Annotated in this window: 19 protein-coding genes; 5 read left to right on the forward strand and 14 right to left on the reverse strand. The window is 41.1% G+C overall.

Annotated elements, in window-relative coordinates; all coding sequences use genetic code 11:
• Window positions 1–43: 43 nt before the first annotated feature.
• The 9 genes from BLR32_RS02960 to BLR32_RS03000 all read right to left on the reverse strand — a co-directional run bounded on the left by BLR32_RS02960 (window position 44) and on the right by BLR32_RS03000 (window position 8211).
• On the reverse strand, window positions 44–499 hold the full coding sequence (locus BLR32_RS02960) for a thioredoxin family protein (RefSeq protein ID WP_089828745.1): 456 nt from the start codon (window positions 497–499) through the stop codon (window positions 44–46).
• Entirely contained in the window at window positions 499–2748 is a 2250-nt protein-coding gene (locus tag BLR32_RS02965; protein ID WP_245705338.1) for a TonB-dependent receptor, read from the reverse strand. The genes BLR32_RS02960 and BLR32_RS02965 overlap by 1 nt, the downstream gene beginning before the upstream one ends.
• 216 nt (window positions 2749–2964) lie before the next feature.
• On the reverse strand, window positions 2965–3960 hold the full coding sequence (locus BLR32_RS02970; RefSeq protein WP_143011342.1) for a hypothetical protein: 996 nt from the start codon (window positions 3958–3960) through the stop codon (window positions 2965–2967).
• A gap of 506 nt (window positions 3961–4466) precedes the next feature.
• A complete protein-coding gene (locus BLR32_RS02975; protein WP_089828747.1) occupies window positions 4467–4865 on the reverse strand; it encodes a hypothetical protein in 399 nt (132 codons plus the stop codon).
• The gene (locus tag BLR32_RS02980; RefSeq protein ID WP_089828748.1) at window positions 4866–5219 is read right to left on the reverse strand and encodes a hypothetical protein; all 354 of its coding nucleotides are present in this window, start codon (window positions 5217–5219) and stop codon (window positions 4866–4868) included.
• Between the two features lie 34 nt (window positions 5220–5253).
• On the reverse strand, window positions 5254–6006 hold the full coding sequence (locus BLR32_RS02985) for an SDR family oxidoreductase (RefSeq protein ID WP_089828749.1): 753 nt from the start codon (window positions 6004–6006) through the stop codon (window positions 5254–5256).
• Between the two features lie 50 nt (window positions 6007–6056).
• Window positions 6057–6797 carry an SDR family oxidoreductase gene (locus BLR32_RS02990; protein ID WP_089828750.1) on the reverse strand — a complete coding sequence of 247 codons (741 nt, stop codon included), beginning with the start codon at window positions 6795–6797 and terminating at the stop codon, window positions 6057–6059.
• Between the two features lie 94 nt (window positions 6798–6891).
• Entirely contained in the window at window positions 6892–7839 is a 948-nt protein-coding gene (locus BLR32_RS02995; RefSeq protein ID WP_089828751.1) for a helix-turn-helix domain-containing protein, read from the reverse strand.
• Between the two features lie 75 nt (window positions 7840–7914).
• A complete protein-coding gene (locus tag BLR32_RS03000) occupies window positions 7915–8211 on the reverse strand; it encodes a hypothetical protein (RefSeq protein WP_089828752.1) in 297 nt (98 codons plus the stop codon).
• A 669-nt stretch (window positions 8212–8880) separates the two neighbouring features.
• Here BLR32_RS03000 and BLR32_RS03005 point away from each other — a divergent pair.
• Window positions 8881–9147 carry a DUF6520 family protein gene (locus BLR32_RS03005; RefSeq protein WP_089828753.1) on the forward strand — a complete coding sequence of 89 codons (267 nt, stop codon included), beginning with the start codon at window positions 8881–8883 and terminating at the stop codon, window positions 9145–9147.
• 130 nt (window positions 9148–9277) lie between these two features.
• Here BLR32_RS03005 and BLR32_RS03010 read toward each other — a convergent pair whose 3' ends face one another.
• The 4 genes from BLR32_RS03010 to BLR32_RS03025 form a co-directional block, all read right to left on the reverse strand.
• Window positions 9278–11989: an alpha/beta hydrolase family protein gene (locus BLR32_RS03010; protein WP_176842147.1), complete on the reverse strand. Its 2712-nt coding sequence runs from the start codon at window positions 11987–11989 to the stop codon at window positions 9278–9280.
• A 202-nt stretch (window positions 11990–12191) separates the two neighbouring features.
• Window positions 12192–14837, reverse strand: coding sequence for a glycoside hydrolase family 2 protein (locus tag BLR32_RS03015; protein ID WP_089829902.1), 2646 nt, complete (start codon window positions 14835–14837; stop codon window positions 12192–12194).
• A gap of 158 nt (window positions 14838–14995) precedes the next feature.
• Window positions 14996–16459, reverse strand: coding sequence for a RagB/SusD family nutrient uptake outer membrane protein (locus BLR32_RS03020; protein ID WP_089828755.1), 1464 nt, complete (start codon window positions 16457–16459; stop codon window positions 14996–14998).
• Between the two features lie 33 nt (window positions 16460–16492).
• On the reverse strand, window positions 16493–19858 hold the full coding sequence (locus BLR32_RS03025) for a SusC/RagA family TonB-linked outer membrane protein (RefSeq protein ID WP_089828756.1): 3366 nt from the start codon (window positions 19856–19858) through the stop codon (window positions 16493–16495).
• Window positions 19859–20625: 767 nt separating this feature from the next.
• Here BLR32_RS03025 and BLR32_RS03035 point away from each other — a divergent pair.
• The 3 genes from BLR32_RS03035 to BLR32_RS03050 all read left to right on the forward strand — a co-directional run bounded on the left by BLR32_RS03035 (window position 20626) and on the right by BLR32_RS03050 (window position 23686).
• Window positions 20626–21180, forward strand: a complete 555-nt coding sequence (locus tag BLR32_RS03035) for an RNA polymerase sigma factor (protein ID WP_089828758.1) — start codon at window positions 20626–20628, stop codon at window positions 21178–21180.
• 45 nt (window positions 21181–21225) lie between these two features.
• Complete coding sequence (locus tag BLR32_RS03040) at window positions 21226–22377, forward strand: FecR family protein (protein ID WP_089828759.1); 1152 nt, start codon at window positions 21226–21228, stop codon at window positions 22375–22377.
• 271 nt (window positions 22378–22648) lie between these two features.
• On the forward strand, window positions 22649–23686 hold the full coding sequence (locus BLR32_RS03050) for a DUF6340 family protein (RefSeq protein WP_089828761.1): 1038 nt from the start codon (window positions 22649–22651) through the stop codon (window positions 23684–23686).
• Window positions 23687–23752: 66 nt separating this feature from the next.
• Here the strand turns inward: BLR32_RS03050 and BLR32_RS03055 are convergent, their stop codons facing one another.
• Window positions 23753–24442: a DUF2461 domain-containing protein gene (locus BLR32_RS03055; RefSeq protein WP_089828762.1), complete on the reverse strand. Its 690-nt coding sequence runs from the start codon at window positions 24440–24442 to the stop codon at window positions 23753–23755.
• Window positions 24443–24629: 187 nt separating this feature from the next.
• On the opposite strand from BLR32_RS03055, the gene BLR32_RS03060 reads away from it, so the two are divergent.
• Window positions 24630–25130 (forward strand): hypothetical protein, encoded by a 501-nt coding sequence (locus BLR32_RS03060; RefSeq protein ID WP_089828763.1) that lies wholly within the window; start codon window positions 24630–24632, stop codon window positions 25128–25130.
• The last annotated feature ends 13 nt before the right edge of the window (window positions 25131–25143 follow it).

Here is a 25143-nt window from a genome sequence, read left to right on the forward strand (position 1 = left end):
ATGTACAAGAGAATCGATAAAACGGCAGTTGCCGTGAGAGGATTTATTCAATAGTACGCAGGAACTCGAGCAATAATTTGTCTTTCAGCATGCCGGTATAAAGGGCTTTCGTTCTGTAAGAAGTATCCAGCACCACCCAGGCAGGATATGCTGCATGATGTTGCATCAGCTTCGCGGCCAGCGCATGTACACCTTGGGTACCGTAGGGGATAAAGGAATAAGTAGTATCATTAAACACAATGGGTTGGCGACTTTCAGCATTCAGGGCTACATAGTAGTATTTCTCAGATAACAGTTGCTGCACTGCCGGGGAACGTTCGATCTGCCTATCCTGCATTTTGCAGTAACTGCACCAGTCGGTATAGATCTTAATGACTATAGGTTTCGGATGTACTGCCATACTATCCTGCAGATAGGTAAAAGTAACCGGCCCTTGTTGAGCAAGGAGCGGTGCTGTTAGCAATATATATATGATGCAGATGAAAAACTTGCGTATCATTATTTGAACAGGTTATATCTCACTCCCAGAAATCCCCTGATACCCTGCAGCGGCGCATAGTTATATTCAGTGTCGAATGTATAACCATTGGGATTATTCACCGGATCATTCACATGTTTATCAAAGGGATCAAAAGGTCTCATCAATGCATATTTAGGTACATAGTTCAGCAGATTCTTTACACCACCGTATACCTCCCATCCTTTGGCAAACTTCTTTGTGACCTGTGCGTTGGCCAGCAGGAACCACGGTGAATATTCGGGCCTGTAGTCTTTAGGTTGTATGGGCAGGCGCATAGGGCCATTCCAGTTGCCGGTAAGATCAATTCCAAAACCAGCCGGCAGACTATAGCTGATAGTAAAAGTACCAGACCATTTAGGCGCATCTATTTGCCTGCTTTTTACCGGGATACCTGCCGCATTTTCATCTATCTGGTATACATCCATGTAAGTGATACCGGCAAGCACTTTCAGTGGGAAAGCAAAGGCGGCATCCACATTCAGCGAGGCACCTTGTGAAACTGCATGTCCGCGTAGATTATCATAGATGATCTTATCAGGGTCGGTATCGAAATCACCAGTGATCTTATTGGTGAAATAAGAGTAGAAGCCGGTAGCATCGAGGTTGATGAAGGCGGTATTCATCGGGATCTTCAGCACATAGTTCAGGTTCGCGTTGTAAGATTTCTCAGGTTTCAGCGCTTCTGCTATGACTACCTGCCGGGAGCCGGTCAGTGCCGCATGATCTTCCGTAAACAGGTTCACTACACGGAAGCCAGTACCCAGGCTGGCCCTGAGCGTATTATTCGCGTCAGGCGTCCACTTATAGGCGATACGGGGAGAATGGATACTACCGTGATTTTTGTCATGGTCGTAGCGATACCCCAGCAGCAGTTTATGTTTTCTGGCAAAAGACCACTCGTCCTGTACAAAGGCACCCGGTAGAGGCGTTTTAGCGGGCATGTTAAGCTTACCATCTTCTGAAAGTGTAGCGGGTGTGTTATCGTCATACCAGGTGTAGCGGTAAGAGATGCCGGTCAGCAGGTTATGCTTTTCACCCAATTGTTTATCCCAGTAGAGTTGTGTAAATCCTACATGTTGTGTAGCCATGTAGGGCACTCGACCATAGTAAGAGTTCTGTTCATGCCTGTTGTAAGAGTATTGCAGCATGATCTTTTCTTTTACCGGAAGCTGGTACATACCGATCAGTTCTACTCTTTTGGTATAAATGCTTTCTCCGTAGATGCTGTCGCTACCGCGCCAGGCTTTCGTCCAGCGCATATCGCCACCCCAGCGGTCCTCATATACATATCTGGCAGCGATACTGGCCTGCCGGTTTTCCTTACGGCGGAAGGACCATTTATTAAAAACGGAGATACGGTTTTGTATGGTCAGGTCGGTGAAGCCGTCGCCGTTATTATCTTTTGGGTGCTGATAGTTGAACCAGCTGACGCCAAATAAGCCGGAGGCTTTGCCTGCATTGACTTTCATGGCGGCGTCTATATTATACTCTCCCCAGCTGGAACTAAATATGTCTGCGCTGACGAGGGGAGCGTTTAATGGGTTTCTCGTGATCACGTTCACAATACCTCCCATTGCTTCAGAGCCGTATAAGGAGGAGCCAGGGCCTTTTACTACTTCAATACGTTCCACCATGCTCATAGGAATACCACTCAGGCCATATACGGTCGACAAGGCACTTACGATCGGCATACCATCTATCAGGATCATGGTGTATGCGCCTTCCATCCCGTTGATGTGAATGTCGCCTGTATTACAAACGTTACAGTTCAGCTGAGGCCTTACGCCATTTACCATACCGATGGACTCTAACAGGGAGGGGGAGGGATTTTTCTGAAAATATTTAGGGGTATAGACTTCTACTGGCACCGGACTTTCTGTCCTGCTAACCGGCTTCAGGGTACCGGTCACTACGACATCATTCAGTTTGGTTACGTCCTGCTGCAGTCTTATCTGCAGGGAGATCTTTCCAGCTGCGGTAACCGTCACTTTCCTGGAGTAGGACATAAAGCCTGTAGCGGAGGATTTTAGCGTATAAGTGCCTGCTTTCACATTGTTCAACCTGAAATAGCCGGTAGAGTCGGTGGCTACACCTGCCTTGTTTTCTGCCAGGTACACGTTGGCCAGGTAGACTGGTTGTCCTTCAGACAGTACATATCCGCTGATGGTACCTGTGGAAGATTGCGCTGTCCCTGCCGAGGGAAACGCCAGGCAAACAACGGATATCAATAAAGATATTTTTAAATATGCAAAAGTATAAGTACGGATCATTTCTTAATATTATTTAGCCTTATCTAAATTATTATTTTAGACAAATCTAATTATTTATTCAGAAAGTTGTACTCCTTAAGTTAATAATCTGGCATTTTTCAGAGAAAGTAAAGTGAATATCAAGCCTTACCGGTATAACTATACCGGCAACGTACAAGGCATTTGAAGCGGAATTTATTGTTTCCGGCTCAGTAATTCCTGGACCAGGGGAATGTAAGCGCTTTTAGGGAAGTTGGTTTTGAAATAATAGAACAGCTCTATCTGGGCAGCATTTCCCTTATGGTGATCGGGGATATTAGCCAGGAATTCATTGCCTGCCACCATTTCATGCAGATTGGCGGGGGCGTAGGCGAAAAGCCTGTAGGACTCGTCGAAGCGCTGCCAGAAGTCCATCATACTGGCGCCGCCCCGGATATATCCTTTTTTAATGAGGTAGCACTTTTTAGCGATCAGCTGGTCCACACCGGGGCTGGAGACATATTTTACATCAAAGGGATCATACAGGTCTGAGGCGTCCTGGACAATCTGTTTCAGTTCCTTTTCATTCAGGGCTTTGTTTTTTCTGTCGGCGGGATTTTCCAGGCGTTTGCCTACGCTGTTGAGCAGGTAGTATACCAGCCGGCTTTCCAGGGTAGTGACCATACTTTCATAGAATCCTACTGATACCTGCCCTTTTCTGAGGTGCACCAGTAAGGGCGCTTTCAGATCAAAGAGGGTGGAGCGCATCCCCCAGAGGGCTCCATTCACAGATCTGGCCGTATCCATGACGCGGTCCATAGCGCTGCTCAGCTGGTCAGGTGAAAAGGGAGTATCATTATTGAACAGGTCGTGTCCGGCGGCATTGCTGCCAGAATAGATCTTTTTGTCTGCGCTGCCTTCCCGGCTGATGCCAATATCCACGGAATCGCCTGGTTCTACATAGAGGACTGACTTAACGTATTTGTTCTCTACGGTGATATAACCGGGTGCATCCATTGGCACTGTCAGGGTAAACTGGTGATTGGTTACTTTTCCGGCGCTTTGTTTATAGAGTGAGTTGAAATATGTTCCGATAGGCTTGTAGACAAATACATCAATACTATCGGGAGCATCCGGTACTTTTCCTGTAATAACAACCTGTTGCGCGAATGCGGTGAATGGAATCAATAGGATAAATAGTACTTTTCTCATATCATTTTCTTTCAAATCGGACCCTCTTGAGCTGCCGGGTAACATTTAAGTTGGCACATTAATATTACACAAAAAAAAGAAATCCCCGGGATGAATATACCGGGGAGCCTGCTTTTTTTATAATCCTTCATCATTTTTCGTCTATGGAAACTTACACATTGATGGATAATATAGCAGGAAAGTATAGGGCATAGGATATAAGGGTCTCGTTTTGAATGTGAATTAATTGTAATACAAAGCTACACTCCGGCTGTCTTCCGGAAACTGACAACCATCATTCCTTATCGTGATACTGGTCTGGTAATCCGGTTTCTCAGGGGTAATTAATAGTTCTGGGGAGAAATAGGCGGCAGAGGCATCGCCTCATGATAACTTTATGCAGGTGGGCTAGTTCGGGAGGCTTATATCGAGAAGGCTGAAAAGGGGAAAGCACCCCTTCGTAAAGGAATGCTATGTCAATTTTGCGGGTAGGGTGACTGACGAACACCTGTATTTAGTGAGGGGAATTAGTAGCTGGCCTGTCCGATATCCAGCCTGTTGATCTTTCCGGCTGCATTGATATGGAACTTAAAATAGGTCTTGAAATCGCCCCATTGATCACTGTGAAATTTACCATAGAGATCCAGTCCGTTGTTTTCCACCTTATCGATGCTGGTGAAGCGTTCATGTCCCAGGGCCTTTTCGAAGAAACTTCTGAAGTTCATTTTATTCCCATCGTCGTATAACGCTGCGTCTGCGGTGAATAAAGCGAACCAGGCTTTGCTATCGGCAGTTTGCAGTGCGTCGATTGCTTTTTTAACGGTGGTATTAGTCAGTTTATCAGTGTTCATTGTATTGGATTTACTTTGTCCTTTAACGGTCAATGTGCATATCATCAATGCCATTGTATAGATGAAGATCCTCATTTAGTGGGTTTTAGCGAGTGGGTGCTGTAAAAAGATAGCGACCAGGTTCATCATGAGGAAGGGCAGTTCAATAGCAGCGCCTTTGAGATCTTTTAAAGATAACTGCAGACAGAGTACCAGTAAAATGGCGGCCGCCATGAGGAAGTTTCCTGCTACGAAGGTCCTTGGGAATAAGATCAGCACTGCACTTAACAATGTTACGATCCCATTGATCAATACAGCGGGCCTGTTGAAGTGAAAACGGCTCAGCATCTCTACCATTTCCGGCTTACCGGAGATCATTGCCCATCCCTGCTTTACACCCATGAACACAATTACCAGGACCAGGGCTGTATTTAATATTCTGACGAACATGCTACTATTTTTTAAGTGAATGGCGGGCGGAGTCTTAGTTTGTGGCTCCGCCGTTTACCAACAAATGCTGACCAGATACGAAAGAAGACAGATCACTTGCGAAGAATTCAGCGATGTTAGCCACATCTTCCACTTCTGCCAACCGGCCCATCGGACAGCTGTCCAGCAGTTGTTTTCTCAATTCAGGATATGCCGCAGGATCCACGAAGATACCGGAATGGTCTACCGCGAAAGGAATGATCGAGTTCACTGTCACCCCTCTGTAACCGATCTCTTTTGACAGGATGTCTACCAGGTAACGCGGAGTTGTTTTGCTACCGCCATATACAGCCATACCTGGAACGGGGAAGGAAGTGGTGCTGGATGCGATATAAATGATACGTCCATTATCTTCTACATGTTTTGCAGCCTGCTGCATGGTGAAATAAGAACCTTTGGTATTGATAGAGAACACGCGGTCAAACTGTTCTTCTGTGAAGTCAGTTACCGGGGTTTCTACCAGCTCAATACCTGCGTTTGCCACTATGATATCGAGCTTTCCGAAAGCAGCTTTTGCTTCTGCAAACAGGCGTTCGATATCTTTTACTTTACTCACATCTGCCTGTACTGCGATCACATTAGCGCCCATGGCTTTGATATTGCTTACTACTTCTTCTGCGGATGCTTTATCTCTGGAATAGTTGATGACGATGTCTGCGCCCAGTGCAGCATAACGTTCTGCGATGGCTTTACCTAATCCTCTTGCTGATCCTGTGATGAGTGCTACCTTACCTTTTAAGCTATTCATGATTGACATTTATTAAAATTGTTACTGTTTATTGTTAATTGATGTTTTATTTAAGCCATACCACCGTTTACGCCTATGTTTTGTCCGGTGATCCAGGCTGCGGCATCACTTGCCAGGAACGCCACTACTTCTGCAATTTCTTCAGGCTTACCGAGACGGTTAAAAGCAGCCATAGATGCCAGGCGGTCTATTACTTCCTGTGATTTTCCGTTCATAAATAAATCGGTGCTGGTTGGGCCAGGAGAAACAGAGTTCACATTGATACCTCTGGCGCCCATTTCTTTTGAGAATACGCGGGTTAATTGTTCTACTGCTGATTTAGTAGCTACGTAAGTTGCGTAGGTAGGTATCATCACACGGTTTACAGTAGTGGAGAAGTTGATGATAGATCCTTTATCGGCCAGCTTGGTGGCCGCTTCACGGAGTGTATTAAACGTTCCTTTTACATTTATATCGAACTGACGTTCGAAGTCTTCATCTGTGGTATCCTTGATGGGTTTTAGGATCATGATGCCGGCATTGTTCACCAGTACATCAATCCTGCCATAATGTGCGATGGCTGCATCGAACAGGTTCTTTACATCGGCGCTCTTGCTGACATCTGCCTGTACAGCGATAGCGTCGCCACCTTTTTCTTTGATGTCTGCTACAACCTGGTCAGCAGCGTCTTTACCACCGGCATAGTTGACAATAATTTTCGCTCCTTCTGATGAAAGTTTGTGTGCAATGGCAGCGCCGATACCTCTTGAAGCGCCTGTTACTAAGATTACTTTGTTTGTTAGTGTGTTCATGTTGCTCTGTTTTTGTTTGTCGTTGTTGACATAACAAAGATGGAACATAAACACGCCCTAAAATTGCAAGATTTACACTATTAGTTGCAAAAATCTAAGACACCCCTGTTCCGAGGTGTTTTCTGTATAAAACAGGGGTGGTATCGGTGTATTTCTTGAAATAGTTACTGAAGTGTGCGGTCTCCGCAAACCCAAGCTGGTCTGCGATCTGCTTAATAGGAGTAGCGGAATTCTGTAATAATGACTTCGCTTCTGTAATGGTCTTATCAATGATCCAGGTACTGACAGATTTACCTGTTTTCGTTTTAATCACGTTATTCAGGTAATTGGGGTGTAGGTTTTGTTCGTTTGCATAGTCCTGTGCCCTGAAAACGCGTTTAGCCTTTCCGGTGCTTAGTTCACGGTAATGCTTTTCCAGGGTTCTTTTGAAGTTCTTCACAATCTGGGAGCTGCGGTTACCTTCGTAGATCGGGTTGTAGTCTTCCCAGAAGTATTCTTTTATCTTTAATAATAGTACTACAAACAGGTTCCCGATCATCTTATTCTTATAAGGAGAGTTCGAGAAGTACTCTTTATAGATCTGGAGGTATAATGGTTCAAATTCGGCAAATACCTCTGGTTGTAATACTCTTGCAGGGACAGTTTCTGCCAGCAGGAAAGGGAATTCCTCAAATATGTTAGCATGGACGTTCTCCTTCAGGAAAGACTCACTCATGGTCACCAGATAGACCTCCTTCAGGCAATGCCATTCAAAAGACTTATAGTGCCCCGGATTGGTAAAGTATATAGTATGCGGTTTTGTACAGAACTCCAGATCGTCTGTAGTATATCTCCCTTCCCCATCCTTTATAAACAGAAAAGAGTAAAAATTGGCCCTGTATACGCAGGATTTAAAGGGCAGTTCCCCATGGATGTCCATCAGCTTGTGGATCGTAAAGTCGTTCTTTGGGTCGATCAGGTCTACCGGTAAGCCGAGATACTCGTAATTCTCGATCAGATTATTAAAAACGGGGGGCCTGTCTGTTGTTTTCTGCCTAGTCATGGTAACGGAGGAGGTTTAGATAGGGTTAAAGTTACAAAAGGTTTAAGCCATCTTGCAACATATAACCCCTAATCATTATAAGACCTCTCTTGCGCTGGCTGCCGGGGTCAATATTTCAATCTGGGGAGGGGAGATTAGGCCGCTGTCATCCCGCTGTTGTTGGAAGACTTTGAAGGAAGGCGTATTTAATACTGCAGTCTGGATGTCTTCGTTTTTGTAATGGGAGATATGGGTGAAGATGTTTTCGTTGGTGTAGACGGTGTATTGGAAGTCGTTCATTTTCCTGAAATCCTGCATAAAGGTTTGGATATTCTGCAGGTTCTGGGCTACGAAGGATGGTTTTACTGTGTAAGTTACTTTTACTGCTATCATGTTTTTTTACGTTTTATATAGAGATAGACAGTCGTGGGTATAAAAACGTGACGGGATCTCCAAAGTTTTATTGCTGTCTAGTAACCAGGATCGTTTAGGGCTGAGTTAAATTGCAGGTGTATCGCAGTAGAGTACATAGTTTACCTGTAGGCCACTGCCCTATATACAGCTTTTTTCGCCAAAAGAGTTCTGTCTGCGCAACAGAACTCTTTTGGTTTTTATAGGGATCGGTTGCTATGATTTTTTATCCGTGATCTCCAAAGTTTGAGATTTTATTCCTAAGTAAAAGGATTCCTATCGATCATATCTTTGTTTTAGAGAGTCAACGAGCTCTCACCATTAATTGAAAAAACATCATATGCTACCATTGCTATCGTTAAAGAAGATATTCATGAAAAATAAACTTGTTACCCGTAAACGATTCACCGCATAATATATTTTTATATCCACGCCATAGGGCAACCTATGAGGAGATGGCTTTGAGAAACCTGTAATCCATATTATGCCAATGACTTACTCCGGTAATTATTTAATATAAAAATATTGTCCTGGCCAGGATAGGCCCCTTTATGGGGGTATTCAATGGGGAAGCCGAAAACCATTAGAAAAGAGTAGGCGTTAATCCAAATACATAAGTTTAGCCTTTTGATTTATAAAGGCGCTAAGATTATGAAGAAAGCAAAAATCGTTTTATCTGCGGTTGCATTGTTCGCAGTAGTTGGTGGTGCGTTTGCATTTAAAGCTACAAAATATCAATCTCGTAACGTATATAGTTCATACGCTACTACTACTAATGGACAGCCAACAATTTTATGTAGTACAACTAATCTTCATGCAGGTCCTAATGGTAACCCTACTACAACATATACGACAGTGTTGGCAGGAGGTCTTTGCCCAGCTCCTGTTGCAACATTTACAGTGGTTGCAGACATCTAAACATCAATTATGTTTGAATTAGGTAATTAATTCAACATACACTAGATAACTGTATTAGTAATAAAGGGTGCCCTTAATGAGAGCACCCTTTATCATTTGCAATAAGATCAGCTTTTTTTTTATTAAACTGTTATGGAATTAATCCAGAACTATCGATCCCCAAGCCACTATCATATTCTCTCAAATTGATAGCTATCCCTCGCGTCATCCAATACGGCGGCTTACAATCCTTCAAATAATAGTCAAAGAATTGTTGCATTCTTATTGTAAAATCAAGTTGATTATTGGGATCTAAAATATCATGCCCCTCTTTATCGTATTCCAACAGCCATACCTTTTTGCGTGCGCGTCGCATATTTAGATAGAGCTCTAAACCTTGTGAATAACTTATAGCTCCATCATCTTTATTGTGCACGATTAGCAGCGGAGTTGTCATTTTTCCAATATGGAAAATTGGGGAATTTTCAATAAAAATGTCGGGATGCTCCCAAGGGAATACTCGCAAATTGCGTTGACCCACATCAGATGAAGCTTGATTATTAATTCCACCTACACGTATGCTTCCATACTCGCTTATTAAATCAGTAGGTCCAGCCATCTGACATGCCGCTGCAAAGATATTCGTTTGAGTAGCAAGAACATTAGTTTCATATCCTCCAAAACTCTGTCCTTGAATGCCCAACTTCTCTTTATTGATGTATTTTCTCATTGATAGATAATTGACCGCCGACGTTACAACATCTACTATACTCTGCGCCGTCTTTCCTGGCCTATAATAGATATCTGGTTCGAAAATTAAATATCCTCTACTAACATACCAAGCGATATCTATATTGTGACCTGACAACCTCGGCATTCTAAAAACATTCAAGCCATCACTTCGCCGCTCGTAATAATTTAGGATAACTGGGTATTTTCTTGAGGAATCGAAATTTTCAGGCTTATACAAAATCCCACTACAAACAAACCCATCGGGCAATTTCCAGCGAACCAATTCTGAAGTCATCCAATTATAAGTGGCTTGAGGCTTTAGTTTTGTAACTTCTTTAAAGTCTCTAAAATCAGATGTAAAGAATAAATTGGGAGCCTCATCTATGCTCATTCTCCTGACGATAAAGATATTAGTTGATTTTGATTTTATTGGCTTATAACTCAAACTTCCAGGATCCTCACATGCTTGAGATGTATTTAGGCTAGTCGAAGATGCAAAATAGTAAGCATACGAATCCATTATTCTTTTCTTAGGATTTGATAATTTATTCAAATCAATGGACCAAAAACCATTTTCTTTATTCACTGGATTAAACGCAGATAAAAGCAACTCATTAGGATAAATATAAAGTGGATTTTTATTTTCAGCAATTGTTCTGAATATAATTGAGTTTTTCTTGCCAAACCCTCTAGTAATATTAACAGGTTCCAATCGCCCAAATGGGTCAATTTTCCAGATATCATATTGCCCATAAATCAGAAGAGCCTCTTGATTGCTGACCCAATTTGAAACTCCATAAGGCCATTGAACATCCCGAAGTCTATCAGCCTCTCCTCTTTGTGATTTACACAAAGGCTCGTCGATCTTTGATGAAATACTATAACTGCGATTCTCATCAATACTATAACACCAATATTCCTTCATCGTGGCATCAAACCAAACCACGAATTTCTCCGTAGGAGACAATAATACATTATTATAAGCCGGATATCCAGATGCAAAAACTTCTCTTTTTCTCCCATCTTTTAAAGTCACTAAAAACAGCCGCTTAATCTGACCATTCCAATAAAATTCGTCATCCATTACTCTAGTACTAACCAAAGCAAAGCCATCACCTACACAGCCATACTCCACAAATAAACTATCATCTTCTAGTTGAACAATATTCTTAGTATTAATATTTACAACGGCCATGTAATTGCCATTCTCTAGTTCATCAAGCCGCCGCTTTTGCATTTCAGGAATTCCCAAGTCTTTATAGTTCCATACTGTCACTGCATTTGTAATTTTACGGATGTCACGCTGAAAAATCTGCTCCTTATTTTTTTTTAGACAGAAAACAACGGCTGCCTCGCCTTTACTAAAAGATACAGGAAAATCACCAACTGAAAAATCACCATTAATTCCATTGAATGATTTATCAGCTAAAATGATGGGAGCAGGCATTCCCTTCTTAAAATATTTCAGTTCATTACCATTAGATTTAGTAATGAAAGCGATCTGGCTTCCGGTATTATCAAAGCTTAAAAATCCGCTATTTTTACTTTCTGGAATTAATTCTTCTTTCCACGAATTTAAATCAAGCCAAACCAATCCTTTCGCAGTCCTAATAACCAAATCGTTCCCAAGACCATTAAACCAACTATTATCAGCACCGAAATAGGACCTGCTTTTCCCTGTAGAAAGGTTCTTTACGACTAAACAATCAGGATTCCCTTTAACTATATAACACATCCATTTCCCCAATCCATTATCCGGTATAGAATAAGATCTAACATTCGATATATACTCAATCCTCTTATTTGAAAAAGTTAATATTACTAAGCTATCTGAAGGCAGCAACGCTAAAAACGTTTTGCTATCTTGGCTTATTTTTGGATACATTGCATTGTAAAATGCAAAATATAAAGGTCCCATGAGCTCCTTTATCACTACAAAATTTTGAAAATCTTCTTTCCCATACTGGTACACAACATATTTACCATCATTGCTTAGAATACAACTCTTTCCGGACAACTCATGCAAGGATTCCCAATTATCGCACGCAGCTTTGTCTATGACATTCTTTTGAGCCCAAACATTTTCGCTTATAACGAACAGTAGAAAGTAAATAACAAATATTCTCATCATTTTGCTATGATTTAAAGCATATAGCATCCGGTTCAAATCACCGCTTGTAAAACACAATTAATTATGCAGAAAGCTTTAACCTCCTTCATTGGCTATCGCCAATATAGATAGACAAAGTAGTTAATGTAAGAAATTAAGCCAGAAACATAACCGCAGTGGCTTTAATTTTTTTACAGTCCATGAGTTAACTAAAATTTTGTATCTACTTCCAAGTTGGCTTATTAGATTCCATTTTATCCAAAGTAGTTTTGAGAACATCATCATTGGGTTCAATATCGATAGCTTTACGTTCCCATTCTATTGCTTGATCCTTTAAACCCAGTTTAAATAACAGATTAGCATAAGTATCAACGAAATAGGCATCTTTTACCTTCTCCATGCTGATTTTACTCATCTGCAACGCTGTTTTTAAACTATTGTTATTACTGGATCGCTCAAAGGCAAACCAAGCAATATTATTTAACAATGTAGGCCCTATCCAGCTTCTCTCCCGACCATAGTTCTTATACCAACCATCCACTACTTCATCAAATAGCTTCACGTCCTGATTATTAACTGCGTAAAGCACTTTAGATTGAAGTATAGCCTCTTCGCCAAACACTCCATACTTTGGTATAACTTTTTTCTCTATGAAAGACCACTTAAGAGAATCTATATTTGAATTGAAGGAATCAATATAAGTCCTTGACAGGACTTTAACTATATAAGAGTCAGCAACATCAGCGCCTAATAAAATGTTAATTTTCCGCCTATTCTTCAACAGAATTTCAAATCCATAATCTGTATCAGTCTGAACAAACTTCAAAATATATTTCAAATTACTTGAACTGAGAGGTTGTTCAACTTTGTGCAGATAGTCATTCATCAACATTCTAACCATTTCATAGTCTTTGTTGGCATTTGCCATAATAGTAAGATTCCTAAGAAATGTCGAATCATTCCTGCCCGCTCTATACTCTTTTATACGGTCTGAATACCTCATAACAACTTGTTCCGCCACTTCCAATTTTAAATCATTTACATCACGATTCCATGTCGAGGGCCATATTTTTTCATTTATTTTTTTTACTATTGGCAATGGCACTTTTATTAAAGCCCTGTCATAGGTAATCAAGCCATTCTGCTCAGATTCAACATCAGTCAATTGGGTATAAATTGACGCTGATAGCCCTTCTTGTTTTAACGAATTAATCGAATCCACCATATTCCTATACTTGCTTTTCATTACTTCTGGTTGAACAACTCCATCATATCCCCAACCAGCTACAAGATCGTCCCACAAATGATCCTCCACTGGCACTCCAATTCCACCAAACTCGCCAAGTACTCTCGCTTTACCTGGCATTGGAAGTGCATTACGAGGGATGGGATAAGAATGTACATCTGTCATATCTGAAGAAATATATGCATTGGGAGATGGGCTTCTCAATTGATCATCAACATATAATAACTCTCCTGAGTGACCATTTACTAAGCGAGAAGGATCTAATTTTTTAACCTTCTCAGTAATACGCTGCTGGTCGTATTGTCCCCATTTTTCATTAAAAATGATCCATGTCGTAATACATGGATGACTATAAAGCTGATTAATAGTTTCGTCTATCTGCGTTTCAAAAAAAGACTTAGCTTCATTCCCAAGTTTCTGATTAGGGCTTACAAAATCTTGCCACACCAACATTCCAAGCCTGTCCGCATGAAAATACCAGCGTGCTGGTTCTATTTTCATATGTTTCCGAATGGTATTAAATCCCATAGCTTTTGAAGCCTTTATATCGAACATTAGAGCTTCATCTGTTGGCGAGGTATATAATCCCTCCGGCCAGTATCCTTGGTCTAGTATACCAAGATTGTATGTATACTTATTATTTAGAAAGATGCGATCATATCCTTTTTCATCTTTCCTAATCTCAATTTTCCTCATGCCGAAATAAGTATCAATGCTATCTATCACTTTATCATTATGAATTAGTTTTAAGTTCATACTATATAAATAAGGATCTTCCGGAGACCATAAATGAGCATTGCCTAAACGAATATTTAATCCGTCACTTAGGTTGCTTGTAGAAAAATCTGACTGTACATTGCCAACCCGGGCCTGTATTGAATAGCCCATCGGAATATCTATATTAGTTTTAACATTCAATTTTAACACTGCAGAATCAATATCAGGAGTCATGGCAAGTGAAGTTATAAACACCTCTGGAACAATCTCTAACCACACGGTTTGCCAAATACCGGAATTGGCGGTATAATAAATACTTGAAGGGTTTAATAACTGTTTTCCATGTGGTCCATATCCCTGATCAGTAGGGTCATACACCTTTACGACCAAATCATTATTTCCATTTTTAATAGCAGATGTAATATCCAATGTAAATTCAGTATATCCACCTGTATGAGATCCTACTTCTTTCCCATTCACCCAAACAGTAGCCCGCCAATCAACAGCACCAAAATGCAGCAATGTTCTTACACCTCCTTTTGGATCTAGCCGAATATTTCTTTGATACCACAAGCTCTCATCTGCGGACAGCCGCCTTTTAACTCCAGACAAAGCAGATTCCAAAGGGTAGGGCACTAAAATCTGTCCGATATAACGTACAGGTCGAGCTGAATCTCTGGATGTTATAGCATAATTCCATAATCCGTTGAGATTCTCCCATTTGGTATTCCTTACCAACTGAGGTCTTGGATATTCCGGCAGAGGACAGTCAGGATTCACATCACTTGCCCATCTGGTTTGAATGGAAGTCGCCTGAATTTGCCATTTCCCCTTTCCTTGAGCCTTTAAATCATGTATACCTAATAACAAAATCCCTATTATAAAATGTATGCTTATTCGAATCATGTATTTACTATTTATTACATTTTGTATCTGATGATTAAACATCTGGCCTGATAATTTCATCCGTAGACTTAAACCGGTAAAGGAGCTATTCAATTAAAGATTAAAACAATGCATTAATTAAAAAACGATTCTGCGTCACCGCCTTTTAAGCGGGAAATTTATTGTTCTGCATATCCTAAATTTTGGTGCCCGATTAGGCTTGGATTAGTTTTAATATCATAAACCGGTATAGGAAACAAAGCCTTAAATGAACTCCAAGTCCCCCCTTTTGCCGCACAAACTTCTTGCATTACTTGGTCAACTTTATTTCTACGTTTTAAATCAAACCATCTATTTCCCCACTCAGTGAATAATTCTACCTGACGTTCTCTATCAATGGCCTCTAATAAAGCATCTTGCGTACCCAAATTTATTGAAGGCAATCCTGCCCGTTCTCTTATTAAATTAAGATCTGACTGTGCACTATTATCACCCGTTAACTTTCCCTGCTGTGCGCGAGCTTCAGCTCTTATTAAATATTGTTCACCTAAACGTAAAACTATAGGATATTCTGTCACAACAGTACTATTTAAATCTGTTTTATATTTGTTGGGATAATAGTAAGTTACACCGACATTCATCACAGATTTTATCCACTCTTTCTTTCTATTGTCATTAGGCTCAAATGCATTCATCAAATAATCACTCAAATAAGATGGCCTGGCAGTATTTGGACCGAGATCTGTTGATAAAAAATTAAAAAGAAGTCCATCTAAATTGTTGATCGTTGCATTTCGGCTTTGTAGAGCAAAAATGGTTTCCGAGCTGTTCATTAAAAAAACTTCCGTAATAGGTGCCAGTTTATAGCTCGTATTTTCTATTACCTCAGACGCCTCACCCTCTGCCTTTTCCCATTCATTGATGTAAAGATAAACTCTGGCCAATAGCGCGTGAGCAGCAGCTCTATTGGGTCTCACTCTTTCTGTTGATGTAACAATGGCATCAGCAGCTACGTAGTTATCATTCAACAAATTCTGTGCATCAATTAAGTCCTCTTCGATTTTCCTATATACCAACATCTTATCAGATCTAGGTGCAATTACATTTATATCAGGATCAGTGCCGGTCAAAAGAGGCACATCTCCATATAAATTCACTAAATAGAAATAGTAAAAGGCTCTCAAAAATTTGGATTCTCCCAACAGCCTATTTTTTACGGGTTCCGTAATTCCCTTTGACAAACTTATTCCCTCAATTGCGGCATTGACTCTAAAAATATATGCATACAAAGATGACCAAAACGTGTTTCCTATTGCACTGTTGGACGAATTCCGATACAAGTAATCCAGATTAACGTCGGTATTACCATCATAAAGCTTCAACTCATCCGCCGACAACCCTAACCTAAATGAAACCCCCTCTCTTCCATGCACAAAGCTATTCTCTGCCATACCCGCGTAAATTCCCGTCAAAACAGAAGCGGCTCCTGCATTACTATTATAAATTTCTTTTCCAACAATAGATTGAATAGGTGGATCAACTTCTATCAACTTTTTACAACCCACTAATGCAGAAAATATAAAAAAAAGGAGACCCCCAAAGTGGCTAAAACTTAGATAGCCTTTTTGAATTTTGAATTTCATAACTCTCTTTTATAAAAGTGAATCACATAAATGCTATAATCCTAACTGTAATCCTGCCGTAATGGTCCTTAATGGAGGCAAAAAGGATAAGCTTTGAGTTTCAGGATCCAATCCGTCGTATTTCGTTATTGTCCAAAGATTCTGACCTTGAACATAAATCCGAAGGTTTTTAACATGCAGACTACGTCTAATATTTTCATTTAGGGTATAGGATAGCGATATATTTTTAAACCTAATGAAAGTGGCATCTACAAACCCTTTGTCGCTATTAGCATAATATGAATATCTATCATAAGCTCCCTCGGCACTAGTGGTAGTAAACTTCTGATACATTGCGACATCACCTTCCTTTTTCCATTGCTTACCAAATATTTCCGCAGGCTGATTCATTCTTGACGCACCTGGAAAAACTTCCACCTGATACAACGGATTCACCCCCATTTGCTTTTTAAATTCTATAAATACATCTAGGCTTAAATTCTTGAAAGTAAATGAATTTAAAAGCCCTCCATAGAATTTAGGAGCAGTAACTATACGAATATCTTTTCCATATTTGGGGAAGTCACTTGTATTAGGGTTTGATACTACTTCGCCCTTTTGACTTTGAAACTGATATAGTCCAGAAATAGGATCTACACCTGCAGACTTAAACACATCAACAAATCCCCAAAATGGCTGCCCTACAATGCTTTGAGCAAATGCCGAATTTTGTAAATTAGGATATTTCAAAAGCTTATTTCTATTTACAGTTACATTTAAATTAGCTGACCAAGAAAAATTTTTATTCTTAATATTGGTAGTTGCTAAAATAATTTCTATCCCAGAATTCTGTGTTAATGCTGGCAAATTTTTGATCAAACTTCCATATCCTGCCATTGATGGATATGGATAGCTTATTAGCTGATTATCTGATCTATGCCTATAATAATTGGCAGTAAGAAGTATTCTATCCTTTAGTGTCCCTATTTCCAAAGCCATCTCCAATTTCCTACTTGTTTCCCAGTGGTAGTAAGGATTGAAAAGCCCGGTAGTCTGATACCCCATTGCACCTTGGTAAGGATTAGCAAGTATGTTCTGATACTGCTCTAAATATTGATAATTTCCTATTCCGTCATTACCAGCGGTTCCGTAACTGAGACGTAGTTTTCCAAAGCTCAAAATTGATTTATTAATTTTGATAAACTCTTCATCTGAGAATACCCAAGCAGCACCTATTGAGCCAAAGTTCCCAAACTGATTACCTGGCCCAAATCTGCTACTACCATCTCTTCGTGCATTTATATTTAAAAGATATTTTCCATTCAAATTATATCCAATTCGCGCAAAAACTGCACAGTATTTATACTGTGATGTCGTATTATTTTTATATTGCACTGAACTAGCCGCACTTTTGCTTTTTAGCAATAAATCGCTTGGGAAATCAAATAAAATTAAATCGTTGGTCATTGCGGTGTTACTTTGAAATGACCCTCCGATAAGTATATCTGCTTTCCCTTTAAAAATATCGCCAGCATAAGAAATTTGAGGCTCTACACTAATATTCCTTATAATATTATCACTATATGCAGCATTTCTTAAGAAATTAAAACTGGCATAAGCTGGTTGAAATGACTGTATAGTTGTCCCCTTAAAAGAATTTCCTCTTATCTCGTTATACCCAGCATTAACCTTCAGCATCACGGGTCTAAACTGATATTTAATCTCCGTAGATGTTGTCAGATTGTTTATTTTTAATTCGTAAGGGTTCAGTAAAGTAGCCGAATAAGGAGGTGTCTGCCATGTTGTATAAATACCGGTAGCAGGAAATAACGCCCAGTTCACTGTTCCATCTGGGTTATATCCAGCCGGTGCGTTTGGCTCATTTGTAATAGCCTGATTTGTGAAATCAGTTGGAGGAATACTGGATTTACTAGCAAGATAGCTTCCTGTTAAAGTTGCAGAAAATTTTTTATCATTGGAATTTCCTGTTATGCTAAAGTGTCCTCCCCCTCTACTGTTCGCATTCTCTCCAGGAAAAACTGTAGTTTCTCTATGATAGTTACCTCCAATTAAATATTGCATAACTTCGGTACCTCCAGTTATTGAAGACTGAGCATTGGTATAGGAGGCATTATTCCCTATAAGCACTTTTTGCCAATCTGTATATCGACTTTGATCCCACAACATTAGGTCTGGATATATCTCCGAAAATGAAGGATCATTTAACCTGTCTATTAATCCATCATTCTTCAGAGCTTCCTTCCTCATTGCCAAATATTGCTCGGTATTCATCGTCTTAATACGCTTTGCTACCTGCGAAATCCCCTGCTGAATATTTATATCTACTTTTGTTACACCATATTTACCCTTTTTAGTAGTAATCAAAATTACGCCATTAGCACCTCGCGAACCGTATATTGCCGTAGCATCGGCATCTTTGAGAACACTTATTGATTCTATGTCACTTGGGTTAATAAAATTTAAAGGTGACATGCCCAATCCTAGCGCCCCAACACCAACTACCAATGCAGACATTGAATTATTATAAGGCACCCCATCTATTATAAACAACGGTTCACTTCCAGCATTCAAGCTACTTCTACCTCTAATTTGTACTGTTACGGGTGCACCAGGCAAGCCAGATGTAGGCGTTACAATGAGCCCTGGTATCCTCCCCTGCAAAGCATATAATGGGTTACTTACCGGTTGCTTTTCAATATCAGCAGTTCTTAATACGCCAACAGAACCGGTCGCAAATCTTTTTGTCGTCTGCCCATATGCTATAACTACAGCTTCATCTAGTACTCCAACATATTCTTTTAGTTGAATACTTCCAATAGAGGTACGTCCCTTTACTGCAATTTCCTGAGTTAAAAAGGAAATATTAGAAATGATAAGCGATGAATTATCCTTGACACCCTTCAATAAAAAGGCACCATCAGCACTCGTTATTGTTCCATTTTTACTTCCTTTCACTGCGATTGACGCTCCAATTACCGGTTCTCCCTTCTCGTCCACAACCTTACCCGTCACAGTTATTGTTGACACGCTATCCCCCTCAATCCTCCTTTCTAACTCCGGATCGGGCTTTTTTTTAACCGCTATCGTATTCTCCCCAACTTCCACCCACGAAAACCCTCTCCCATCCAGCAACTCATGCAACACGCTCTCCACCGGCTTATTCCTAACGTCAATGGTTACGTTCTTATGCGCCTCCAAATCCGCATCCTGAAAATATATATACAAACCGCTCTTTTTCGAGACCTGTCGCAACACCTCAGCCAGGGACGAATTCTTTATAGTAAGACTCACAGGTTTCCCCTGTGTCGGAGCAGCGGCATAGCTCTTAAAATACAAGCTGAATAGAACAACCATACAGCAGTATAGGAGTGCCCGGTTGAGTTTGACATTCTTTTGCATAGTCACACAGCGATTTTGGTTAGTTAAATGGTTGGTCGCGATATCAAAAAATTAGCTAGTTATAAATACCCTTGCATACAGAAACGGGATAAACATCCTGTGCACAGTGAGAGCAGGACGCAGATAAGTCTGGTATATTGCTCTGTCTTGAGTGCGACAGCGAGGATGTCTATGGTTACTGGGAAAAATCCTATGTCGATAAAAGCATTACACGCGTTGTAGGTACCCAACGAGTTGTCTTAGTTCATTTCAAGGCATAGTAAAACTTCGAACATTCAGTATTTTGATATTGTTCCCAATTATAAAAAGTAAAATTTAACAGTAAGGTAACGTCCATAAGCAAACTTTTTTTCTGAGAAATTTTCGCAGTACCGGTCCTTAATAATTTCGCCCCTTCTACAGGTTGGTTTTTCAAAAAGATAAAATGAGTCATTGGGTAATTGTCTCCCCAATACTCCTCGTGACGTATTCGGATTATTTTATTTATTATAACACGATATTATTTTCAATTGTTCTCAAAAAATAATGTTGTTACACGCATAAAAATGTATTACCTTTTAACTAACTTCAGCCGAAACTGACACCTCCGGGTTTTATAAAGGAATGCCAGTGGTCGGCAGTATCCCGGAATCTTTTCCCAAGAACATAACTGTATTAATATATGCCAGGGTTTGTTATTCTATGTTAATAACCGGCCTGGTAAACTATTTGCGATACGTACCTAAACCAATGATACCGGCAGTTGAATAAACTGTCGAGACGGAAATATGAAAGGGGAGAGCCTAAATAAGGAAGCCGACATCTTACAACGTCTGAAAAAGGGAGATGAATCTGCCCTGAGAGAACTGGTAGAACTATACCGGCCACAAATGCTAATGGAAGCATACTATGTCATTAGAGATATGGATGAGGCTGAAGATATTGTCCAGGAGGTTTTCATTCGTTTCTGGAATGTAAAAGAGAAGGTGGAACTAAAACCATCCCTCATGGCATACCTGCTTAGAGCTACCCGCAATGAGAGCCTCATAAAGCTCAGAAAAGACAAAACAAGAGATAAGAAACAGGACCTATACAACTACTTCCAGGATTCCACCACTCAGATGAAGCCGTTCGAGAGCGCAGAACTCGCCAAACAGCTGAAGAATGCAATGGAATATATTCCACCTGCCGCCCGTAAATCTTTCGTTAAACTGTACCTGGAAGACAAAAGCCAGAAAACTATCGCCGCCGAACAGAATATCAGCCTGCAGGTGGTAAAAAATAATATCAGTAAGGCACTAAAGATATTGCGCGAGAAACTGCATACAGCAAAATTATTCTAGGGAGGGACGTTACCTGTGAACTAATTTTTACTTTATATATTGGAAATGAATACGAATCTCGAAGATATTAGAATTTTGGTCTTAGACGAAATATCCGGAACCCTTTCTGAAGCCGGACGAGAGACGCTATTCCAGGAAATATCGGTGAACGAGGATGCCAGGGCTATGCGCGATCACATGTTAAGCGTATTAAATACACCCGAGGTACAGGATTATATAAAGCGCCAACCATACGAAGATCCTGCAGATAAAATCCTCAGCCGCATACACCGCCAGAAACGCAGGAAAGTTGTTGCATTAAGTACATTGGCAACCGTCGCAGCTGCCGCCGTCATCGCATTACTAACTATTCCAACTCTTTTTAAATCAGAGTTCTCAGGAAAAACCAGTAACGATTTCAAAACAGCACAAATAACTACCAACAAACAGCAGATCCAGTTGAAAATGGCAAATGGCCAGGTCATCACCCTGAACAATGATACCAGCCAGGTGGTTGCCGGCAATGCCCTGCTGAAAACACACAATAAAACACTGACATATACCACAACATCTGCCACCAACGCTGCGGAATTTGCCACACTTACCGTGCCCGCCGGAAAAGATTATACCATACACTTATCCGACGGTACCCAGGTGCAACTGAACGCAGCCACCTCTATCCGCTTCCCGCTGGCATTTAAAGCCGGAAACAGGGAAGTATATATTAACGGCGAAGCCTATCTCATGATAGCTAAAAACGCCAGCCAGCCATTTATTGTACATCTCCCGAATTCTACCGTCCGTGTACTCGGTACAGAATTCAATGTCAATACCTACGACAGCGGCGTGGCCAGAATAGCATTAGTGCAGGGCGCCGTTAAGGTGATCAGTAAAACAGATAGCCTTCAGCTGACACCCGGACAGCAAGCCACCTATGCTTCCAATAAGATCAGTACCAGGCCTTTTGACGAAACAGATGTACTGAGCTGGAGACTGGGGAGATTCATCTTCAGCAATGCCAGGTTAGATGAGGTATGCCGGGTAATCCCCCGCCTCTATGGCATCTCCCTGGAACTGGATAATAAAGAAGTGGCCGGAAAACGTTTCTCAGGCGTCATAGACAGACATCAGCCTGTCGAAAATGTACTGAAAGCATTAAAAGCTACCAACGGCATAGATTACTATACAGATAAAAGTGGAACATTCCACATCAAATAATCAACCATTAACCTTGTTTATCGCCATCTCTACTCACTCATCCAACGTCGGCAGGTTAACCATTAATCATTCCCTTTTCGTTCCCCAACAATGTGAATTCGCCTTCATCCATTGTATCCCCATCTTCTACCCCTTGCCATAACCCCCTCCCACATACACATATTCTAATATTTATTACTATCTTGTCAGCAATGTTCGTATCTGATATCGTAAGCGGGGCAATTAAACATTTCACTATCAATTAATTAACGTTCGGGGAAATCACCTATCTATGAAAAAACTATTCTCTATCATTGTGACTTCGGTCGCACTGTATTCCTGTAGTTCAACTAATCTCGTCTACATCAGCGTTCAGCAACCGGCACCTGTGACCATCTCCCCTGATATCAAAAACGTGGGGATCGTCAACAGAAGTAACGTTGCAGACAAAAACAAAGCCCTGGACATCATCGACAAGGTACTTACCGTGGAAGGCGATAGCCTTGACAGGCAAGCCGCCCAGGCAGGCGTTATCGGACTGGCTGATGAACTGATCAAAAATAACAGGTTCACCAATGTCACCGCTTTCAATAGCATCGACCTGAGAACGAACGTACCGGGACAATTCCCAGCACCATTAACATGGGACGTGGTGGAGAAGATCTGCCGGGAAAAACATGTAGACGCCTTGTTCTCACTGGAAATGTTTGACACAGACTCAAAAGTGAGCTATGCGGCCGTTCCTGTATCAATGAAAACACCACTAGGCAATATCCCAGGTATCGAGCACCACGCCAATATGCTTACAACCGTGAAAACAGGCTGGAGGATCTATGATCCTGTCGAAAGGCTGATACTGGATGAATATCCGATCACAAAGGACGTTACATTCACCGGCAAAGGTATCAACCCGGTAGCTGCAGCCGGCGCTATCATCAACAGGAAAGAAGCATTGCTGGATGTTAGTAGAAAAACAGGCCAGGACTATGCCATGCGACTGATCCCTTATTGGATAAGAGTGACCAGGGACTACTACATAAAAGGCACCGACAACTTCAGCATCGCCACCCGCAAAGCACGAACAGGCAACTGGGACGGCGCCGCCGAATTATGGAAGAAAGAAACCACTTCCTCCAGCAGCAAGATTGCCGGCAGAGCGTGTTATAATATGGCGATCATCTGTGAAATAAACGGTCAGCTGGACAAAGCGATAGAATGGGCACAGAAGGCCTATGAGAACTATAATAACAAGCTGGCATTGAGGTATGTCAACATACTTAAAAACAGAAAGGCAAATAATAATGTGCTGCAATATCAGCAACAAAGCTAAAGTGCAAGGTCTATGGGAGAGCAAACTTTCCCATAGACCTGTCCTTTGAATGTAAACAGCCCCAGACTACAACGCCTCCCCATTAATATCCGTCGTCAGCACATCACTCATGTAATCGAAAAACGGACGCATATGCTTAAACGTCTGATTCGCTTCTTTCAGGAATTCACCACTCATGACCACTTCATCTGAAAAATTCCGGACCAGAAGGAATTGCTTATAGCGCAACAGATCAATCCCTTCATGATTAGCATCAAAACCTTTCGGCGCAGTTTTCAGCTGCTCACCTTTCAGCTCACCAAATGTCGAAACAAAGGATTTGGCTTTTAGGATTTTCCGCAGCGGAGAGGGGTCAAATGCAATGTCCTCCCTGATCCGTTTCAGGTCCTCTGTACTGGGCCCAAAGAAACCACCCGCAACAAAGCTATTACCAGGCTCAATATGGAAATAATACCCGCCCCGGCGATACTTGGTCGCACGTTTGAAGCTACCGCTCCAATGCGTCTTATAAGGCGTTTTATCTGTGGAAAAACGGGTATCTCTATAAATACGATACAGACTTTTCTTACCGGAAGGAGTTTCTATTTCATCATGCGCGCTAAGCGCCTGTAACAATGCTTCTGCGAAGTGCTCTACAATCGCCAGCTCATTCAGGAAAGTATCCTTATGCGCGTTGAACCATTCCCTGTTATTGTTCTTTTTAAGTTTATTCAGAAAATCAAAGCCTGATGGAAGTAATAATGCCTGCTTGGCCATAAGATCCGGTTTAAAATGACCCTGCAAAGATACTAACACAAAAAACGATATTTCGCAAATCCACACAACAATAGCGATATATAACTAAAAAACGTTTTCCCGAAAAAACACTATCTTACTGTTGAACAACTACTTAACCAAATGGCATTCCCCTTGCCATCCTTACCTCACTCTAATACTTACAACTATGATTCACCTCACCACATTAGGCTACATCCACACAATAATCGGTGTGCTGGCCCTCATCCCCGCATTTATATCACTATTTAGCTTTGGCGCGATCGCCCCCCAGAAAAGAGCAGGAAAAATCTATATACTGCTGACGGTATTGGCCTGCCTGACCTCCTTCCCCATCATGAGAAGCGGCCATTTATCTGCCGGACATTTCCTGGCTATTATGATCCTGGTAATGCTTCCCCTGGCGTATTATGCCCCTTCAATAAAATTATTCGGTCAGAAATGGCAGTACATTCAGGTGGTCTTAATGTCGCTCACATTATTTTTCTCGCTGATACCTGCATTCGTAGAAACGCTTACACGCGTTCCATTAGGGCATCCATTTGCAGCCGGACAGGAAGACCCTGCACTTAAATCTGTCCTGGGTGTATTGGCCCTCGTATTCGTTGTAGGTATATGCTATCAGCTATACAGACTGAGAACACAAAACAGGGGGCTTCAATCAGTATAGCAATTCATAGAAA

It is taken from the genome of Chitinophaga filiformis (assembly GCF_900102545.1).
GTDB classification, from domain to species: Bacteria; Bacteroidota; Bacteroidia; order Chitinophagales; family Chitinophagaceae; genus Chitinophaga; species Chitinophaga filiformis.

Bases quoted from the DNA above. Each gene is read 5' to 3' on its own strand.
- BLR32_RS02960 (WP_089828745.1), bottom strand. From the start codon at position 499: ATGATACGCAAGTTTTTCATCTGCATCATATATATATTGCTAACAGCA.
- BLR32_RS02970 (WP_143011342.1), bottom strand. From the start codon at position 3,960: ATGAGAAAAGTACTATTTATCCTATTGATTCCATTCACCGCATTCGCG.
- BLR32_RS02975 (WP_089828747.1), bottom strand. From the start codon at position 4,865: ATGAGGATCTTCATCTATACAATGGCATTGATGATATGCACATTGACC.
- BLR32_RS02980 (WP_089828748.1), bottom strand. From the start codon at position 5,219: ATGTTCGTCAGAATATTAAATACAGCCCTGGTCCTGGTAATTGTGTTC.
- BLR32_RS02985 (WP_089828749.1), bottom strand. From the start codon at position 6,006: ATGAATAGCTTAAAAGGTAAGGTAGCACTCATCACAGGATCAGCAAGA.
- BLR32_RS02990 (WP_089828750.1), bottom strand. From the start codon at position 6,797: ATGAACACACTAACAAACAAAGTAATCTTAGTAACAGGCGCTTCAAGA.
- BLR32_RS02995 (WP_089828751.1), bottom strand. From the start codon at position 7,839: ATGACTAGGCAGAAAACAACAGACAGGCCCCCCGTTTTTAATAATCTG.
- BLR32_RS03000 (WP_089828752.1), bottom strand. From the start codon at position 8,211: ATGATAGCAGTAAAAGTAACTTACACAGTAAAACCATCCTTCGTAGCC.
- BLR32_RS03005 (WP_089828753.1), top strand. From the start codon at position 8,881: ATGAAGAAAGCAAAAATCGTTTTATCTGCGGTTGCATTGTTCGCAGTA.
- BLR32_RS03010 (WP_176842147.1), bottom strand. From the start codon at position 11,989: ATGATGAGAATATTTGTTATTTACTTTCTACTGTTCGTTATAAGCGAA.
- BLR32_RS03015 (WP_089829902.1), bottom strand. From the start codon at position 14,837: ATGATTCGAATAAGCATACATTTTATAATAGGGATTTTGTTATTAGGT.
- BLR32_RS03020 (WP_089828755.1), bottom strand. From the start codon at position 16,459: ATGAAATTCAAAATTCAAAAAGGCTATCTAAGTTTTAGCCACTTTGGG.
- BLR32_RS03025 (WP_089828756.1), bottom strand. From the start codon at position 19,858: ATGCAAAAGAATGTCAAACTCAACCGGGCACTCCTATACTGCTGTATG.
- BLR32_RS03035 (WP_089828758.1), top strand. From the start codon at position 20,626: ATGAAAGGGGAGAGCCTAAATAAGGAAGCCGACATCTTACAACGTCTG.
- BLR32_RS03040 (WP_089828759.1), top strand. From the start codon at position 21,226: ATGAATACGAATCTCGAAGATATTAGAATTTTGGTCTTAGACGAAATA.
- BLR32_RS03050 (WP_089828761.1), top strand. From the start codon at position 22,649: ATGAAAAAACTATTCTCTATCATTGTGACTTCGGTCGCACTGTATTCC.
- BLR32_RS03055 (WP_089828762.1), bottom strand. From the start codon at position 24,442: ATGGCCAAGCAGGCATTATTACTTCCATCAGGCTTTGATTTTCTGAAT.
- BLR32_RS03060 (WP_089828763.1), top strand. From the start codon at position 24,630: ATGATTCACCTCACCACATTAGGCTACATCCACACAATAATCGGTGTG.